Source organism: Streptomyces sp. PA03-3a (assembly GCF_033792735.1).
GTDB lineage: Bacteria > Actinomycetota > Actinomycetes > Streptomycetales > Streptomycetaceae > Actinacidiphila.
Genome location: NZ_JARAVM010000001.1, coordinates 284,283 through 301,352, shown reverse-complemented (window position 1 = coordinate 301,352; position 17,070 = coordinate 284,283). Strand labels below are relative to the sequence as shown.

Below are 17,070 nucleotides of genomic sequence, written 5' to 3'. Positions count from 1 at the left end.
GCTCAGCCGCCCACCGGAGCCGTGCGCGAGGCGGCCCGCACGTCCTGGTAGAAGATGTCGATGTCGACCTCCTCACCACCGACGCTGACCGTGTCCCACGGACCGCTGTCCCGCAGGGTGCGCAACGTCTCGCTCCCGAGGGTCTCCAGATGCTCGCGCAGGACGGCGTCGTCGGGCATCCCTGCGATGCGCGGGGCCAGCCGTTCCCGGATCGCGCGGAGCTGTTCCATGAGGGCGTCGACATCGGCCGCACGGTCCGGCTTGCCCGCGGCGGACTCCTCGATGCTCCAGGCGATCTTGTCCTTGATCGCCTGGCCCACCCCGTTCTCGTCGGTGGTGATCATCGCGTTCCAGGCGCGGCTCTTGTGCCGGTACTGGAGCATCGACATCGCCGCCTCGTGCCGTACGAAGTCCGCGTCGCGCAGCGCCCTGCCGCGCCAGGTACCGCTCAGTGTGCGGGCGAGCGAGATCGCCGAGGCCAGGCCGCTGTTCAGACCGCGCCCGGGCCAGAAGTGGATGGCGTTGGCGGCGTCCCCGAGCAGGAACCCGTACGTCCCCGGGCCGGCCGCGGTCGCCGGGTGCAGGCGCGCCGTGAAGCGCGGGCGCTGCACCATGTCGAGACGGAAGGCGGTGATCGCGCTCAGGTCCTGCTCGTCGACGTCGAAGAGCGCCAGGCCCTCCTTGATGCGCTGCCACAGCGCCGAGCCCCTCAGCAGGGCGGGCAGGAAGAACGTGCTGTGGGTGGAGCAGTGGAAGTCGCCGTGGCCGTCGCGGCTCATCACACAGGGGCGGGAGGCGATGCACTGCTCGAAGACCTGCCGCACGGGGTCGATCCCGACCACCTCGCGCGCCTCGGCGTCGGTCAGCCGCATGTTCAGGAAGCCCTCGCCGCGCAGGGAGTTGAGGAGGAAGCGGTTCTGCGCGACGGTCAGCAGCACGGTCATGGGGTCGGAGAGCCTCGACTTGACGCGCAGCCCCAGCACCACGTCCTGGAGGTGCTCCCCGTCCAGGGAGTAGATCGACGTGTCGGGGGTCCCGAACCTGGCGGCGAAGTGCTCGCGCGTGCGCGACCGGCCGCCCTCGCAGATCGCCAGGACGTGGTCCCGGGCGACCGTCTCCGCCTGCTCGGCCGCGTCGAACCGGGCGGGGACCAGGCGGATGCGGTCGCGCTTGTCGTTCGCCAGGTCCAGCAGCGTGTCCTCGACGTAGGCGATGCGGATGTTGCGCGGGTTGAAACCGCGGATCGAGTCCGGGCCCGCGGGCCACATCTCGGTGTACGTGCCCTCCGTGAACAGCCGGTCCTGCACCTCCTCGGGCAGGTTCAGATACTGCCGGCTCTGCACCGTCACGACCTGCTGCCGCCGTACGTTGCCCTGCCCCTCGTCCTTCCAGACGACGCGGTGCCCCTCCTGCGTCCAGCGGCTGTCGTGGACGGTGATCGAGACCCGCCGGCCCATCAGGTTCTCCAGCAGCAGGGCGAACGCCAGGCCCACCGGACCGCCGCCCGCCACCGTCACCTTCAGCACCGGTCCGGGCTCCTCCGGCTCCGCCGGCGGCATCAGCGCCTCCAGCAGGGAGAGGTCGAGGATGGTCTCCATCGCGTCGGCGGCCTCGAAGCCGAAGGTCTCGTCGCCGATGGCGATCTCGTCGCCGGGCTGCAGCACGTGCGACGTCACGGGTTCCCCGTTGACCCGCGTCCCGTTGCTGCTTCCCCGGTCGTAGAGCACGAAGCCGTGACCCTCGCGGCGCACCTCCGCGTGCAGGCGGGAGACGCTGACGCTGGCGATCACCACCGTGTTCCCGGCCTTGCGCCCGAACGTGACGGGCTTGTCGCCGATCCCGAACCTCTCCCCTGCCAACGTGCCACGACGCCCGACTATCTCAGGAGGCATTGGTCCCTCATCTCGTGTCAACGAACCCCGGGGAACGCACGCACAGTCCCTGGCTGCCCAACCCGCCCACCGTGGGAAACACCCCCGGCGCGACACGTCGCGGAACCACCCCCCGCACGGCCGCCGGCTACGCCCCCGGGGGACCGGCCGCCTCCGTCATCCGTCGGAGATGCCCGCGGGCAACGCGTCCGTGGAAACTGTGTGTTGTCCTCTCCCATCCGCATGAGCCCGTTGCCCGGAGTCTGCCGCACGCCCGTGCCGACCGCGACCGCGTTCGCGGCGACGATCACTAACGTGGCCGTCCACGCCGCCGCGTCGAGGTGCTGGTCGAGGACGACCAGGGCGGCCGCGACGGCGAGCGCGCACAGCACATCGGTTCTGCGGCGCGAACCGATCAGGGCCACGGCCAGCGGCCCGAGGAACTCCAGCGTGACGGCTAGGCCCAGGCCGACGCGGTCGACGGCGGTGTACAGGGAGAGGTTCATCGCCGCGAACACCACCGCCAGGGCAAGGACCCGGCGCCACTGCGCGGCCGTGAAGGACCGCATCCGGGGCCGGCCGACCCCGCACAGCACCGCCGCGGCCACCCACTGGCGGACCGCCACCACGCCCAGCGGCCCGATCACGGGGAACGCCAGGGCGGCCACGGACGCGCCGGCCTGGTTGGACAGGCCGCTGCCCAGCATCAGCGCGACCCCGCCGAGGCGTCCCGCGTGCCGGACCGGGACGGCCGGGTCGACGTCTCCGGAGGTCTGCATCGTCATGCGGGCCACTGTCCCGATGGAGCTCTACCGCGACGACGGGAGGACCCGGGACGGGGGCCGGCCGCGGCGGCCATGACCTCTGGCCAGGGGTCCCGTCGCGTCATCCGTTCGGAGCATCGGGGGCGGCGGGGCCGCCGCCCTCGTCTCGACCTCGCGAGGGCGGCATGACCAGGTGCGCCAAGGGCGGCGGCGGTTCACTCGATTTGCGTTCGACGCGGCCGCGAGGACGATAACGGACGGAGCCCGTCTCATCCGGTCCGGTCGGCGGACCAGCTTCCACCGACCGTTGTTCGCGCCCCCGACGGCGCGACGGCCGCACGGAAGGGAGCAGCCGTGTTGATATCCGCCGTGCTCGTACCGCTCATCATGCTCGCCGCCGTCCTGGCGCCCAACTGGTACCAGGCGTGGAAGGCGTACTGCGAATCGGTCAGGCTGCCGGTGCCCGCTCCGGAGGGCGACGAGGCGGTCGGCGACCGCCGGGGCCGGTGGGCGTCGGAGCTCGCACGGCTGCGGAACCGCCCCCCGCAGGACTGAGCGGCACGTCGTCTCAGTGCCCGCGGTGGTACTCCGCGAGGGCCGTGAAGGCCTCCTTGGGTTCCCACGGCATCCCCGGGTACGCGGTGCCGGTGCGGCCGTCGAGGACCTTGACGACGCCGTAGCTCGCCAGGTCCAGGTCCTCGCGGGGGTCGCCGTGGGGGCGGTGCGGGTGGTCGTGGAGGGCGAAGGTGAACACGAAGGTGGTGTCGACACCGCCGGCGTCGAACGCCTCCAGCAGCTCACGCAGGTACGCCGCCTGGCCGGCCTCGTCGCGCGCGTAGGCACCGTTCAGCCGCAGGGGCGCGCGGGTCCGCGGGTCGTACTCGACGATTTCCAGCCCGCGCGCGCCCGCGTCACCGGCGCCCTCGTAGCTCGCCGCGCCGAACTCGGTGACGGCGACCGGCTTCCCCTGGGCGACGAAGTCGCGGACGCCGTCGGCGAAGCGGTCGGCGATCGCGGCCGACCGGTAGAGGTCCAGGGACACGAAGTCGAACGGGGTCCAGTCGACACGTTCCAGCGGCACCGCGGCGTACGTGACCTTGCCCGCGAAGCGCTCACGGACCAGTGACACGGCCTTGCCGAGGAAGGCGTTGACGCGCTCGCCGGCCTCGGCGATGTGCTCGCGGGCACGGTCCGGCCGGGCCAGCAAGGCCACCCGCTCCGCGGTGCTGTCGCCGGGCAGGAACCCCTTGTTCATCAGGCTGAGTTCGGCGCCGGTCACGAACACGACCTCGGCCCCCCGCCGCCTGAGCCGTTCCGCACGCTCGGCGCAGTCGGCGAAGAGCGACAGTGTCTCGTCCTCGGAGAGTTCGAGCGGGTACGGCGAGAACCAGACCTCGAGCCCGAGGTCCGCGGCATGGCCCGCCGTGAGCTCCATCCGGTTCGGATCGCCGCCCATGACGCGGACCGCGTCGCAGTGCAATTCGTCCCGGATCAAGCGCAGTTCGCGCTTCACCACGTCCGGGTCGAACCCCTTGTGGCCGACCTGTCCACCGAAGACGAACCCGGTGTCGTAGCTGATGCCCTTGGCGCGCATGCGTCGCCCTCTCAACGGAAGATTTACGGTACGGCAAGTACCCTAATTGCCGAGGAGCCCGGGCAGAAAGGAGAATCGGAAGGTACGTGCCGTACCGATGAGGGGAGGAGCCGTGCCAGGGGACCCCACGGGGCAGACGCGCCGGCGCGGAGCGGCCCTGGAGGAGGCGATTCTCGGTGCCGCGGTGGACGAGCTCGCGGAGTCCGGCTACGCCGGGCTGACCATGGACAAGGTCGCCGCCCGGGCCGGGACCAACAAGAACGCCATCTACCGCCGCTGGCCCCACCGCCTCGCCCTGGGGATCGCCGCCTACCGGCGCATGACGACGTCCGTCCCCCTCCCCGACACGGGCGATCTGCGGGAGGACGTCCTGGAGTTGCTGCGCGGGGCGAACCGCCACTGGAGTTCGCCCCTGGGCGCGATCCTGCGCGAACTGCTCGCCGCGGCCGGCGGCGCGGCGGAATTCCTGGGGCAGTTGCAGGACCAGTCCGGCGACGCCGTCGCCGCCCCGTGGCTGACGGTCCTGGGCCGCGCGATCGCCCGCGGTCAGGCCGCTCCCGAGGCGCTCCGTCCCAGGGTCGCCACCGTGGCGGTCGTCCTGCTGCGCAACGAGTTCGTCGTGCGCGGGGTGCCCACGGCGCCGGACGACGTCCTGGTGGAGATCGTGGACGAGGTGTACCTGCCCCTGGTGCGCCGGCACGGTCCCGTCCCGGGCCGGTGACGCTCAGGCCCGCGGGTCGGTGTCCGTCCCCGCGCCGGTCCAGGTGATGGCGAAGTACCTGACGCGTTCGTCCTGTCCGGCCGGCCGCATGCCGGCCGCGGTCATGACGTGATGCGAGGCGATGTTGTCCAGGTCGGCACCGCCCTTCACACGGGTGACGCCGCACTCCCGCGCGAACAGCAGCAGTCCGCGCAGGGCTTCGGAGGCGTATCCGCTGCCCCGCGCCGACGGGACGAGGCCGTAGCCGATGGTGACGTCGCCGTTCTCGTCCGGGGCGCCGTGGAAGCCGATGCCGCCGATCACCCGGCCGTCCTCGCGGCGGCGGATCTCGTAGTTGCCGAACGGCCGGGGGTCGCCGGGGCCCGCGAAGGTCTCCAGCAGGCGCCGGGCGGCGAACACATCCCCCTCGGCGGGGTATCCGGACGCCCAGCGGGCAGCGTCGTCCGGTTCGCCCGCCAGCACGCGCTCGGCCTCGGCGGCGGTCATCGGATGGAGCACGAGCCGTGCTGTCGCAAGATCACTCATGGCCCGAAGGGATATCAGGCGTGGCGAGCCTGCCGCACCCGGATTATCCGGGTCGCCCAGCGCCGGTCCCCGTCACGGTCTCGTCGAGGAAGCCTGCCACCACGCGGTTGAACAGGGCCGGATTCTCCCGGAACATCAGGTGGCTGCCGCCCTCGGCCGCGCAGAAGACGCGGGCCCGCGCGTCCGGGACGAGGGAGGCGACCCACTCGGTCGTCCCGGGCGGGAAGAAGCGTCCGGTGCGATCACGCGGCGGCGGCCGCTGCTCAGCCCGTCGATCTGCGGGCCGAACTCGGCGGCGCTCTGCGCGAAACCGGGGACGAGGACGAGTGGTGCCCCAGACGGCCGCCTCCGTGCAGCGCAGGCGCACCCCGTCGTTGGTGACCACCTCGCCCTCGCGGCGTTCCGCGGGCGGGGGGCCGGTCGTCACATCGTCCATGGCACCTCGTGCGCCGCCCGGGCGGCGCCTTTCCATCCCAGGCGCCCGGCGAGGTATGAAGGGAGGCATGACCTTGCCATTCAGTGCGCTGACGCATCTGGAGTGCGCGCGGTGCGGCCGCCGCCACGACGCCGACCGGGTGCAGAACCTGTGCGCGTGCGGATCGCCGCTCCTCGCCCGCTACGACCTGGACCGGGTCCGGGACTCGCTCTCGCCCGCGGACCTCGCGGGGCGCCCGCAGAGCCTGTGGCGCTACCACGAACTGCTGCCCGTACGCGATCCGGCACACGTCGTCACCCTGGGCGAGGGCATGACGCCCCTGGTGCCGCTGCCGCGGTACGGCGCCTCGATCGGCGTGCCGGGGCTGGTGATGAAGGACGAGGGGCTGATACCCACCGGCAGCTTCAAGGCGCGGGGCGCGGCCGTCGGCGTGGCCAGGGCGCTGGAACTGGGCGCGCGCGGGATCGCCATGCCCACCAACGGCAACGCGGGGGCGGCGTGGGCGGCCTACGCCGCGCGGGCGGGCCTGGAGGCGCTCATCGCGATGCCGGCGGACGCGCCGTCGATCACGCGGGCCGAGTGCGCCGCGGCGGGAGCCGGCCTGTACCTGGTGAACGGCCTGATCGGTGACGCGGGCCGGCTGGTGGCGGAGAAGATCGCCGCCGAGCCCGGCGTCTGGATGGACGCGGCGACGCTCAAGGAGCCGTACCGCATCGAGGGCAAGAAGACCATGGGTCTGGAGATCGCCGAGCAGCTCGGCTGGCGTGCGCCCGACGTCATCGTCTACCCCACCGGCGGCGGTGTCGGCCTCATCGGCATCCACAAGGCCCTGCTCGAACTGCGTGCCCTGGGGTGGCTGCAAGGGCCGATGCCCCGGCTGGTGAGCGTGCAGGCCTCAGGATGCGCCCCGATCGTGCGCGCCTTCGAGAAGGGCGAGCGCACCAGTGAGCCGTGGGAGGACGCGCGCACGGTGGCGTTCGGCATCACCGTGCCCAAGGCGCTGGGCGACTTCCTCGTCCTGGACGCGGTGTACGAGACCGGCGGCCGGGCCGTCGCCGTCGACGACGAGGAGCTGCTCGCCGACCGCGACAGGTGCGCCGCGGCCGACGGGGCCCTGCTGTGCCCGGAGGGCGCGGCGACCCTGTCGGCGGTCCGGGTCCTGCGCGAGCAGGGGTGGTTGTCCGGGGACGAGGAGGTCGTGGTGCTGAACACCGGGGCGGCGGCCAAGTACCCGGAGTCGTTCCGGGTCGACCCGCCGGTCCTGGAGCTCACCGACCGCATCCCCTGAGCCCACGCCGCCGGGACAGAACCGCGGCCCTGCCGCCTGGTGGTCCGCGGTTCGACGGCGCCGCCGGCGTAAATCGGCGCCGCGCTCCCCTCCGGCGCTCACCGGGGGCCGGGCTCCTCGTACGGGATGCGGTTCAGGTGCCGGATCTCGCCGAGGGTGCCCCATTCGTCGGCGCCGAGCTTGGTGAGCGGACGCAGCAGCGGGGCGCTGGGACGGCCGTCGGCCAGGACGTCCCGGTCGGCGACGGCGTGCACCACGCGCCCGAAGACGAGGGTGGAGTTGCCCATCCGCAGGCTGGTGTGCGAGCGGCACTCCAGGGCGACCGGTGAGGCGCGGACGCGGGGCGGACGGACCCTCAGACTGGGCTCGCGCTCGACGCCCGCGTGGTCGAACTCGCTGACGTGCCGCGGGAAGTCGGTGGCCGTGGCGTTGACCAGCGGCATGAGCGCCTCGGTGGCGAAGTTCACCACGAAGTCGCCGGTCTCCTCGACGTTGCGCAGCGAGTCCTTGCGGCCGATCGAGGTGAACTGCACGATCGGCGGATCGGTGCTGGCGATGCTGAAGAAGGAGTGCGGTGCGAGGTTCTCGGAAAGGCCGTCCGGGGTGACGGTGGAGATCCAGGCGATCGGCCGGGGCACGACCACGGAGGTCAGGAAGCGGTAGAAGGCGGGGCCGCCCATGGCCTCGGGATCGAAGTCGACGCGCATGGCCGCAGTATTCCCGGCCGCCGCCCGCCATCCCTTCCGCCCGGCGGTCACCGGCGTGTCGGGCCCCGGCGTGCTCCTCGTCACAAACGGCCGGTCGGCGTCATAGCGGTGGGAGCTGTTCGGTCCTGGTGGATGAGGGCTCCCTGAGGGGCCGGAAAGCTCACCGCAGGAGGAACGTCCATGACCACCCCCGTCGTCGCGATCGCCTACCACTCCGGCTACGGCCACACGACCGTCCTCGCCGAAGCCGTGCGTGCCGGTGCCGTGGAAGCCGGCGCCGTCGTCCACCTGGTCAAGGTCGACGAGATCACCGAGGAGCAGTGGGAGCTGCTCGACGCCGCGGACGCGATCGTCTTCGGTTCCCCGACCTACATGGGCACGGCCTCGGGTGCCTTCCACCAGTTCGCGGAGACGACCTCCAAGCGCTGGTTCGTCCACTCGTGGAAGAACAAGCTGGCCGCCGGGTTCAGCAACTCCGGTGCCAAGAGCGGCGACAAGCTGCACACCCTGCAGTACTTCTCCATCCTCGCCGCCCAGCACGGCATGACCTGGGTCAACCTCGGCCTGCACCCGGGCTGGAACAGCACCTCGGCCTCCGAGGACGACCTCAACCGCCTCGGCATCTACCTCGGCGCGGGTGCCCAGACGCACACCGACGTCGGTGCGGACGAGGTCCACAAGGCCGACATCGCGACCGCCGAGCACCTCGGCCGCCGGGTCGCCGAGCAGGCCCGCATCTACGCCGCGGGACGCGCGGTCGTCGGCGCCTGACCGGACGGTCCCGCCAGGTTCGCCCCGCTGTCACATTCGGCGGGGCGGCCCGGTCATCACTGCGAATCCCACCCCACAGCAGAGGAGCTCAGCATGGAAGCCCGCGTGAACTACTTCGGCCACGCCCTCGCCGGCAAGGTCATGAGGCACCTGAACTCGGCGAGCAAGGTACTGGCGGAGTCCACGCTGCCGGTCCTGACCCAGGAGCTGGTGAAGATCCGCGCCAGCCAGATCAACGGCTGCGGCTTCTGCACCGACATGCACACCAAGGAGGCGGCCGCGGCCGGCGAGACCTCGGTGCGCCTGAACCTGATCGCGACCTGGCGCGAGGCCACGGTCTTCGACGAGGCCGAGCGCGCGGCCCTGGAGCTGGCCGAGGAGGGCACCCGGGTCGCCGACGCCGCCGGTGGCGTCTCCGACGCGGTCTGGGGGAACGCCGCCAAGCACTTCGACGAGGACCAGCTGGTCGCCCTGATCTCGCTCATCGCCGTGATCAACGCGTACAACCGGATCAACGTGATCAACCAGCAGCCGGCCGGTGGCTACCAGCTCGGCATGTTCGGCTGACCTGCGGTTCCCGCCGCCGGTGTCGCCCAGGCCGGGCCGTCCGTCCCCGTACCGTTCCCGACCGCGGTTCGGGGACGGACGGCGCTTCCCGGCCGTCCCCGCGGCGCCGGCGGCGGTTCAGCGTGTACGGAGGTAGTCGAGGCTCTTCTCGCGCAGCGACCGGTGCAGCCCGTCGTAGGCCGGCGCCCCGCCCAGCACGGTCTTGGGCAGCTTGGCGACCACGGTGTAGTTGGTGTCGACGACGTTGCCGATCGGCGCCAGCCCGGCCTGGCTGACCAACTGGTACGCGTCGAGCTGGTGCAGGCCGGTGAGGGTGGACGTCCAGCCGACCAGGTCGTGCTGGCTGATCCGGTAGGCGTCCTCGAGCGGCCGTACCGACCCTGTCGACATCAGGAACCGGTCGTCCTCCAGGCGCGGCCACGCGGGGGCGCCGCCCTTGAGCAGGTCGATCACCACCACGGTGTCCATCGCGGCCTCGACCGCGGTGCCGCACACCTCGCCCTCGCCCTGCCGGCAGTGCCCGTCGCCGATCGCCAGCTGCGCCCCCGGCACGTTGACGCCGAGGTAGAGGGTGGTGCCGGCGCGCAGCTCCGGGGTGTCCATGTTCCCGCCGTGCGCGCCCGGGGTGATGCTCATGACGACCTCACCGGCCGCGGGGGCGACGCCCACCGTGCCGTGCATCGGGTCGAGGGGCAGCTCGACCGTGTGGTCGGAGAAGCGGGCCTGGAACCGGCAGCTGTTGCGCTCGCGGTCGATCCCGTAGCGCCAGACGACCTCCTGCAGCGGGTCGTGGAGCATCGCCGTGGAGTGCGTGGTGGTCAGCGCGCCGAAGTGGGGGAAGGTGGTCGACACGGCCCAGTCGCGGGCGGGGGCGATGTCGACGAAGTGGACGGCCAGGGTGTCGCCCGGCTCGGCGCCCTCGACGTGGATCGGGCCGGTGACGGGATTGAGGTACGGGAACTCGCACACCTTGCTCGGCAGGTCGTCGGGGCCGCGGACCAGACCGCCGAAGCAGTCCTCGGTGAACAGTTCCACGACCGTGCCCGGGCGTACGCGCAGCAGCGGCTCTCGCGGGCCGCCGAAGGCGTAGGCGTACTGCTCGGGGGTGGGGCGGAGCCGTACGACGTCGATGTCGTTCATGACTGTCCGGCCTCCTCGGCGGCGGTGGGCTCGTCGGGTATCTCCGTGCGCCGGCCGGCGACGAGCAGACCCGCCATCAGGACGGCGCCGATCGCCAGCCAGAGGAAGCCGAGTCGCTGGGCGGTGACCTTGGCGTTGACCACCACGAAGGTGAGGATCGCGAAGCCGATCAGCGGTGCGATCAGGTGGCGCCACCAGTCGCGGCTGCCCTGGCGCACGACGTAGTGGACGACGACCGAGACGTGCAGGACCAGGAAGGCGGTCATCGCGCCGAAGTTGACCAGCGAGCTGAGCAGCGTGATGCCGTCGTCCCGGGAGTTCATGTAGAGACCGAGGCCGAGCGAGACCACCGCCACCAGGAAGGTGGCGTTGACGGGCACCCGGCGGCGGGCGTCGACCCTGGCGAGGAAGGCGGGGAGCTGCCGGTCGCGGGCCATCGCGAAGAGCAGCCGGGAGGTGGCCGCCTGGGCGACCAGGGAGTTGGCGAAGCCCCAGGCGATGGCGGTGGCGAGCGCGCTGAGGGTGCCCAGCCATTCGCCTCCGGCGACCCGGGCGGCATCGTAGAAGGCGGTGCCGTCCGGGTCTCCCTCCTTGATCAGCGTCGGCACCTCGGGAACCAGCATCGCCGCGATCCAGGTCTGCACGATGAACAGCGCTCCGGCGAGCAGCAGCGCGGCCACCATGGCCCGGCCGATCGCCCGGGCGGATTCGCGGTTCTCCTCGGCGAGGGTGGAGATGCCGTCGAAGCCGAGGAAGCTGAGCACGGCGATCGACACCGCCCCGAAGATCAGGGACCAGGAGAAGGTGCCGGAGTCGTAGAAGGCGTGGAAGCCGGAGCCGTTGCCCTTGCCCCCGATGAGCGCGAGGACGCCGAAGGCGAGGAAGATCGCGAGGACGACCAGTTCGGCCAGGAGCATGATCTTGTTGATCCGCGCGGTCATCTCGATGCCGAGCCAGTTCACGACGGTGTTGAGGACGACGAACCCGATCAGCCAGATCCAGACCGGCACCGAGGCGATCAGCGAGTTCATCGCCACGGCGGCGATCAGGTAGAGCAGGGCCGGCACGAGGATGTAGTCGAGCAGGATCATCCAGCCGGACAGGAAGCCGACCGGCGCGCCGATGCCCCGCCCCGCGTACGAGTAGACCGACCCGGCCATCGGGAAGGCCCGGGACATCTGGGCGTAGGAGTGCGCCGTGAACATCATCGCCAGCATGCCGATGGCGTAGGTGAGGGCGACCATGCCGCCCGAGCCCTGGAAGACGCCGCCGAAGATGCCGAACGGCGCGATCGGCACCATGAAGACCAGGCCGTAGACCACCAGGTCCCGGAAGCCCAGTGACCGCGCCAACTGCTGGGTGTAGCCGTACTTCCCGAGATCTTGCCCTTGAGGTGCGCTGTCGCTCACGTCGCCTCCCCGGCGGCCGCGGTCCCCTGACTGGCGGGGTGATCTTAGGGTCCGCGGCCGACGCAGGGGAACGCTTGTGCACAGGGATTCTGACGGAACACGAGATCTCCTCCCGCGACCGTCACCCGGCGGACCGGGACGACCCGATGACGACCACGCGGGCCCAGTCCGGGGGTGTGTCCGGCACGTAGTCGGGGTCGTTCTCACGCCACGAACGCCCCGCGCCCCGGCGGGGGAACAGGCCCACGACCGTTCGGCACGCCGGACGGGACCGTGGCCAGGGCGTCTGACCGTCGGTCAGCACCACGACGACGTCCGGCCGCGGACGGGTGCGCAGCGCCCGCGCGAAGCCGCTGCGCAGGTCCGTACCGCCACCGCCCACCAGTGGGATGTCCTCGGCGCTGCACAGCGGGTGGGCGATCCGTGCCGCGGCGTCGCACGGAACGACGGTGACCATGTCGCGGCGGCCGCCCACCGCGCGGGAGATGGCGGCCACTTCGAGGAGCGCGCTGCCCAGTTCCGCGTCGCTGACGGAGCCGGACGTGTCGATGACCACGCAGACCCGGGGCGGTCTGCGCCGCAGACTCGGCAGGACGACTCCGGGCACGCCGGCTGACCGGCGCGAGGGCCGTCCGTAGCTGTAGTCCTGGCCCGCGCCGGAACCGGAGGCCGCCGAGCGCACCGCCGCTCCCAGCAGGTCCCGCCACTGCTGCGGCGGGTGGAACGCCTCCTCGGCCCACCGCCGCCAGCTCTTGGGCGCGTTGCCCGGGCGGCCGTTGACGGCCTGCGCCACGCGGAAGCGGACGGCGTCGCGTTCCTGCTCGCCCAGGCCGTGGGCGCCCTCCGGACCGAGGTCCCACTCGCGTTCCAGGCCGTCCGCCCCGCTGCCGCAGTCCAGCCAGACGAAGTCCTGGGTGAGCGGGCCGATCCCGAACAGTCCGAGGTAGTCCTCCATGAGCTTCCCCTCGGGGAGCCCCAGGGATTGCGGGAGCACCGCGCCCCGGGGCGTGTCCAGCCCTTCCCCGAAGGCGTCGTCGTTGACCTCGCAGTCCGCGGCGATGTTCATCCGCAGCCGCTCCGCCGGGCCCTCCAGCCCCTGCTGCCGTGCGACGCGGTCACCGCGCCCGTGGTGGTCGCGCAGCAGGTGCGACACCTCGTGCACCCACACCCCGGCCAGTTCCTCGAGCGGCGTGCGGTCCACGAACGCCGGTGAGACGTAGCACCGCCAGTACCGGTCGACGGCCATCGTCGGCACCCGCCGGGATTCCACGACGTGCAGCGCGAACAGCGCCGTCGCCAGGTAGGGGCGGACCCGCGCGGCGTACAGCCGGGCGGCGAAGAGCTTCTCGCGGTCCAGGGCCGCCGGCGCCTGCGCGCTCACCGGCCGGCCTTCGCGACGAGCCCGGACCGCTCTGCCGCCCGGTCGGCGCGCCGGGACAGGGACACCGCTCCGGCCAGCCGCTCGATGGCCGCGGGGACGTCCCAGTCCTCCCGGCGCAGCGAGGCGAGCGTGGTCGCCGGGACGACCACCAGGTCCGGGGCCCCGGTCTCCAGGGCCCGGACGAGCAGCGCCCACGCCGCGTCCCAGCGCGCCTTCTCCGGCCGGTTGCGGACGGCGTCCACCACGCCGTCCAGGACGGCCTGGCGCAGGTCGCCGCGCTCGGGCAGTACGGCACCGTCCGGGTCGGCGAGCACTTCCTCGGGGTCGGGGAGGTCCATCCGGTCGATGCTCGCCAGCAGTTCCAGTCCCGGGCCGTCCCCCACGGTGCCCCGGACGAGCAGGGAGAGCACCTCCTGGGAGGCCCCGGCCGCGGTCGCGAAGGCGATCAGGCACAGCGTCATCTCCCAGCTGCGCGGAGACGGCCAGGCACCGCCGCGGCGGGTCTCGCCGGTGGGGAGGCGGTGGACCAGGCCGGGGCGGGCGGCGAGCAGCCCGCACACCGCGCGCCGGGCGAAGTCCACGGCACCGGGCAGCCTGCCCGGATCGAGCCGGGGCAGCGTCGCCCGGGGCCAGGTCCCGCCCAGGCCTCGGACCACCACGTCGTGGTCGTGGGTCCACTGGAGGTGGACGAACCGGTTGGCCAGAGGCGCGCTCAGCTCCCAGCCGTCGGCCGCCGACGAGCGGGGGTTCGCGGCGGCCACGATCCGCACCCCGGACGGCAGCCGCAGGGCGCCGATCCGCCGCTCCAGCACGAGGCGGAGCAGGGCCGCCTGCACGGCGGGCGGCGCGGTGGACAGCTCGTCGAGGAACAGCAGACCACGGCCGGCCCGGACCAGGCGTACGGCCCAGTCCGGCGGGGCCATCGGGACGCCCTGCTCGGCGGGGTCGTCCCCGACGACGGGCAGGCCGGAGAAGTCGGACGGCTCGTGGACGCTGGCGATCACCGTGGTCAGCGGAAGGTCGAGCGCGGCGGCGAGCTGGGTCAGCGCGGCGGTCTTGCCGATCCCGGGCTCGCCCCACAGCAGCACCGGCAGGTCGGCGGCGACGGCCAGGGTGAGGGCCTCCAGCTGGATGTCGGGGCGGGGTTCGGTGGTGGTGCGGCGCAGCATGGTCAACAGGGCGTCGGCGACGTCGAGTTGGGGTGCGCCGGCCGGGTCGGAGGGCAGGACGGAGCGGGCGTGCGTGGGCATGGGTGATCACCTCGGGGGTTCGTGAAGCCGAAGGGGTGCAGGGGCGTGCGCGGGGACGCCGCGCACACTCCGTGGTCAGCGGGCGGTGCGGTACCGCGGGTCGGGACGGCCGCGGCGGGGCCGGGTGCGGAGCGCCGGGGGGTACGCGCGCGGCGGCACCCGCCCGGGGGCGGGCCCGGCGAGGCCGGCCCGGAACAAGCCGTAGGCGATGCGCCGTTGGGCTGCGGCCTCCAGTTCGTCCCGCAGCGGGCCGTCGCGGAGCACCGCGCCGGGACCGAGCAGGCCCTCGACGACGGCCAGCGCGCCGCCGATGTCGCCGTGGTCCAGGCGTGCCCGTACGTCGGAGAGGGACTCCGGACGCCGGTGCGCCCGGTCGATCGCCTGCAGGCACGGCAGCGGGGTGCCGGTCAGCGCGACCAGCAACTCCTCCCGGCGGATCTCTTCCGGCTCGTGGTCCAGCGCCGTCAGGACACCGTCGACCAGGCCGATCCGGTGCGGTGCGCCCCGGCACTCCACGACGCGCGGTCGTCCCGGCCCGCCCCGCGGCAGGGACGGCCCGGACGGCGGGTGGCCGGGCACGAGCGCGGCCGCCACCAGCGGGTGCAGTCCGTCGGCGGCGATCAGGCCGGCGGCGAGCAGTTCCACATCCGGCGGCACCCAGGTCGCCGCGTCCGGCAGCACCGGCAGGGACCAGTTGCCGCCGCCGGCTCCGGTCGCCTCCGTGATCCGAGCGGTGGGCCCTCCCGCGCCGTCGTCCGCGCCGGTCACGTCCACGAGCAGCCGGTGGCGCGAGCCCAGGCGCACGGTGACGGTGCCGGAGGTCCGGCCCTCGGCACGCAGCACCATCCGCGCCTCGTCCTCCCACCGGTCGACCGCGCAGCGCTGGTGCGGCGGCAGTGGCCCGGTCGGTTCCGGGTCCCGGAGGAGGGGCGGATCGACGGGCCGCCGGCCACCGGTTCCGGCGCGGAACGGCAGCTCACCGGTTCTGCGCGCGTCCCACAGGTGCCGGTGCAGATCGAGGCGGAACCGCCGGTGGGGCCGGTGGTGCGGATGGTGGCGGGCGCCCGCCCCGGGGCGGGCCGGGTCCCACAGCGCCAAGCTGAACCGCTGCCCGCCGTCCGCCCACGCGGGCGGGGTCCGGACCACGAGGTGCACCCGGTCGCCGCCCCCCGGCGCCGAGGCCCCGTACCGGGCCAGGGTGATGGTCAGTGCCGGGCGCAGCAGACCGTCGGGGGCGACCCGCGGCATGTGCCAGCGCAGCAGATCGGGAGCCAGATGGCGGAGGTCGGCCCGGACCCGGGCCGCGAGTTCCCTGCCATGGGTGCGGGCGAGGGAGCGCAGGTCGAGGTCGACGTCGATACTGGCGGCGGCACACGCCCCGGCCCAGTCACCGGTTCGGCGGCGGGCGGTCGCGGTCTCGACCATGGACGGCGGCACGGCGAACTCGCGCACGCGCAGCCAGAAGGAGAGGCGGGAATCCTCGTTCGCGGTCTGAGTGAGCATCAGCACTCACCTTGCGCGGACGGGTCCCCCAATCTGGAAGAGGATTCAGTCGTCATCGCCGGGAGCATAGCGTTCACCGTCACTATCTGTCAGGCCCCCCTGGATCAACGGGTGCCGTAGGCCAACCCGCCGGAGCGCCGCGCCGAGGTCCGGGCCCTCAGCCGGTCCGGTACGGCGCGAGGGGGCGCCCTCCCGTGGCCCGGCGGCGCGGACGCCTTGCCCATGACCGTAGGGGGGCCTTCCGCCGTACCCGTCCGTTCCCGGCGGACGCGCCGATTCGCCCCCTCGCTTGCTGCCTTTGCCCGCTTTTTGCGGCCCGCCGGAAACAGAACCGAGAGGTACGGGGTTGTGCTCTATATGGCGACTCTCGGACTGATCGGCAGCGGATCCATCGGCGGCACCCTGGCGCGGCTCGCCGTGGCCGCGGGCCTGGACGTGGTGCTCAGCAACTCGCGCGGGCCGGAGACCCTGGACGGCCTGGTGGCCGAGCTGGGACCCCGGGCCCGCGCCGCGACCCCGGCCGAGGCGGCCGCGGCGGGCGACTGGGTCGTGGTGACGATCCCGCTCGGGGCCTTCGACCAGGTCCCCGCGGCCCCGCTGGCCGGGAAGACGGTCATCGACACCGGCAACTACTACCCCCAGCGCGACGGCCGGATCGCCGCGCTCGAGGACGGGACGACCACGGAGAGCGGGCTGCTCCAGGGCCACCTGCCCGACGCCCACGTGGTGAAGGCGTTCAACAACATCTTCTTCCGCCACCTCGCGGAGCTCGCCCGGCCCAAGGGCTCCCCCGACCGGACAGCCCTTCCGATCGCCGGCGACGACCCCGCCGCCGTCGCGGACGCGGCGAGCCTCCTCGACGTGCTCGGCTACGACGCGGTCGACTACGGCACCCTCGCCGACAGTTGGCGCTCCCAGCCCGGCACCCCGGTCTACGGTCTGCCGTACGCGGGCGACGAGGCCGACTTCTCGAAGGTCGCGGGGGTCCCTGTGCCCGCCGACACGATCCGGGCCGCGCTCGCCGCCGCCACCCGCTGAAGGCCGGGGCCCGCGGCGTCCGCCGCCGGCGGGGCATGCGGGATCCTGCGTTCGCACAGGTCACGAGCCCGTGATCGGCCGATGGCGGAGGTGGGCGCGCCGTCA

At 73.0% G+C, this 17,070-nt stretch carries 17 protein-coding genes; 6 read left to right on the top strand and 11 right to left on the bottom strand.

The genetic code is table 11. The annotated features are described in order from the left end of the window. Positions 1–2: 2 nt before the first annotated feature. Together PV342_RS01415 and PV342_RS01410 are read right to left on the bottom strand one after the other, a co-directional pair. A complete protein-coding gene (locus tag PV342_RS01415; protein WP_400796865.1) occupies positions 3–1,859 on the bottom strand; it encodes an FHA domain-containing protein in 1,857 nt (618 codons plus the stop codon). A gap of 50 nt (positions 1,860–1,909) precedes the next feature. Further along, a complete protein-coding gene (locus PV342_RS01410) occupies positions 1,910–2,578 on the bottom strand; it encodes an EamA family transporter (RefSeq protein ID WP_500315680.1) in 669 nt (222 codons plus the stop codon). A 411-nt stretch (positions 2,579–2,989) separates the two neighbouring features. Between PV342_RS01410 and PV342_RS01405 the strand changes: the two genes are divergently transcribed. Further along, positions 2,990–3,190: a hypothetical protein gene (locus tag PV342_RS01405; protein ID WP_158689766.1), complete on the top strand. Its 201-nt coding sequence runs from the start codon at positions 2,990–2,992 to the stop codon at positions 3,188–3,190. Positions 3,191–3,203: 13 nt separating this feature from the next. Here the strand turns inward: PV342_RS01405 and PV342_RS01400 are convergent, their stop codons facing one another. Continuing rightward, a complete protein-coding gene (locus PV342_RS01400; RefSeq protein WP_500315609.1) occupies positions 3,204–4,229 on the bottom strand; it encodes a hypothetical protein in 1,026 nt (341 codons plus the stop codon). Positions 4,230–4,341: 112 nt separating this feature from the next. Between PV342_RS01400 and PV342_RS01395 the strand changes: the two genes are divergently transcribed. Further along, the gene (locus PV342_RS01395) at positions 4,342–4,950 is read left to right on the top strand and encodes a TetR/AcrR family transcriptional regulator (RefSeq protein WP_386994461.1); all 609 of its coding nucleotides are present in this window, start codon (positions 4,342–4,344) and stop codon (positions 4,948–4,950) included. Positions 4,951–4,953: 3 nt separating this feature from the next. Here PV342_RS01395 and PV342_RS01390 read toward each other — a convergent pair whose 3' ends face one another. Further along, a complete protein-coding gene (locus PV342_RS01390) occupies positions 4,954–5,475 on the bottom strand; it encodes a GNAT family N-acetyltransferase (RefSeq protein WP_400796870.1) in 522 nt (173 codons plus the stop codon). A gap of 43 nt (positions 5,476–5,518) precedes the next feature. Continuing rightward, positions 5,519–5,911 carry an alpha/beta fold hydrolase gene (locus PV342_RS01385; protein ID WP_500315608.1) on the bottom strand — a complete coding sequence of 131 codons (393 nt, stop codon included), beginning with the start codon at positions 5,909–5,911 and terminating at the stop codon, positions 5,519–5,521. A gap of 67 nt (positions 5,912–5,978) precedes the next feature. Here PV342_RS01385 and PV342_RS01380 point away from each other — a divergent pair, with 67 nt between their 5' ends. Continuing rightward, positions 5,979–7,199 carry a threonine synthase gene (locus PV342_RS01380; protein WP_386994463.1) on the top strand — a complete coding sequence of 407 codons (1,221 nt, stop codon included), beginning with the start codon at positions 5,979–5,981 and terminating at the stop codon, positions 7,197–7,199. 98 nt (positions 7,200–7,297) lie between these two features. On the opposite strand, the gene PV342_RS01375 is transcribed toward PV342_RS01380, so the two are convergent. After that, on the bottom strand, positions 7,298–7,906 hold the full coding sequence (locus PV342_RS01375; RefSeq protein ID WP_386994465.1) for a flavin reductase family protein: 609 nt from the start codon (positions 7,904–7,906) through the stop codon (positions 7,298–7,300). Positions 7,907–8,086: 180 nt separating this feature from the next. Between PV342_RS01375 and PV342_RS01370 the strand changes: the two genes are divergently transcribed. Together PV342_RS01370 and PV342_RS01365 are read left to right on the top strand one after the other, a co-directional pair. After that, entirely contained in the window at positions 8,087–8,677 is a 591-nt protein-coding gene (locus PV342_RS01370) for a flavodoxin family protein (protein WP_018560155.1), read from the top strand. Between the two features lie 93 nt (positions 8,678–8,770). Further along, positions 8,771–9,244, top strand: coding sequence for a carboxymuconolactone decarboxylase family protein (locus tag PV342_RS01365; protein WP_018560156.1), 474 nt, complete (start codon positions 8,771–8,773; stop codon positions 9,242–9,244). Between the two features lie 117 nt (positions 9,245–9,361). Here PV342_RS01365 and PV342_RS01360 read toward each other — a convergent pair whose 3' ends face one another. The 5 genes from PV342_RS01360 to PV342_RS01340 form a co-directional block, all read right to left on the bottom strand. After that, a complete protein-coding gene (locus PV342_RS01360; protein ID WP_500315607.1) occupies positions 9,362–10,384 on the bottom strand; it encodes an acetamidase/formamidase family protein in 1,023 nt (340 codons plus the stop codon). Further along, positions 10,381–11,793: an APC family permease gene (locus tag PV342_RS01355; RefSeq protein WP_400796886.1), complete on the bottom strand. Its 1,413-nt coding sequence runs from the start codon at positions 11,791–11,793 to the stop codon at positions 10,381–10,383. The genes PV342_RS01360 and PV342_RS01355 overlap by 4 nt, the downstream gene beginning before the upstream one ends. A gap of 121 nt (positions 11,794–11,914) precedes the next feature. Then, a complete protein-coding gene (locus PV342_RS01350) occupies positions 11,915–13,174 on the bottom strand; it encodes a vWA domain-containing protein (protein WP_400796889.1) in 1,260 nt (419 codons plus the stop codon). Next, positions 13,171–14,424 (bottom strand): AAA family ATPase, encoded by a 1,254-nt coding sequence (locus PV342_RS01345; protein ID WP_386994471.1) that lies wholly within the window; start codon positions 14,422–14,424, stop codon positions 13,171–13,173. Before PV342_RS01345 ends, PV342_RS01350 begins: the two co-directional genes overlap by 4 nt. Positions 14,425–14,499: 75 nt before the next feature. Beyond that, complete coding sequence (locus tag PV342_RS01340) at positions 14,500–15,927, bottom strand: hypothetical protein (RefSeq protein WP_500315606.1); 1,428 nt, start codon at positions 15,925–15,927, stop codon at positions 14,500–14,502. A gap of 222 nt (positions 15,928–16,149) precedes the next feature. On the opposite strand from PV342_RS01340, the gene PV342_RS01335 reads away from it, so the two are divergent. Then, complete coding sequence (locus tag PV342_RS01335) at positions 16,150–16,965, top strand: NADPH-dependent F420 reductase (protein WP_500315605.1); 816 nt, start codon at positions 16,150–16,152, stop codon at positions 16,963–16,965. Positions 16,966–17,070: the final 105 nt, after the last annotated feature.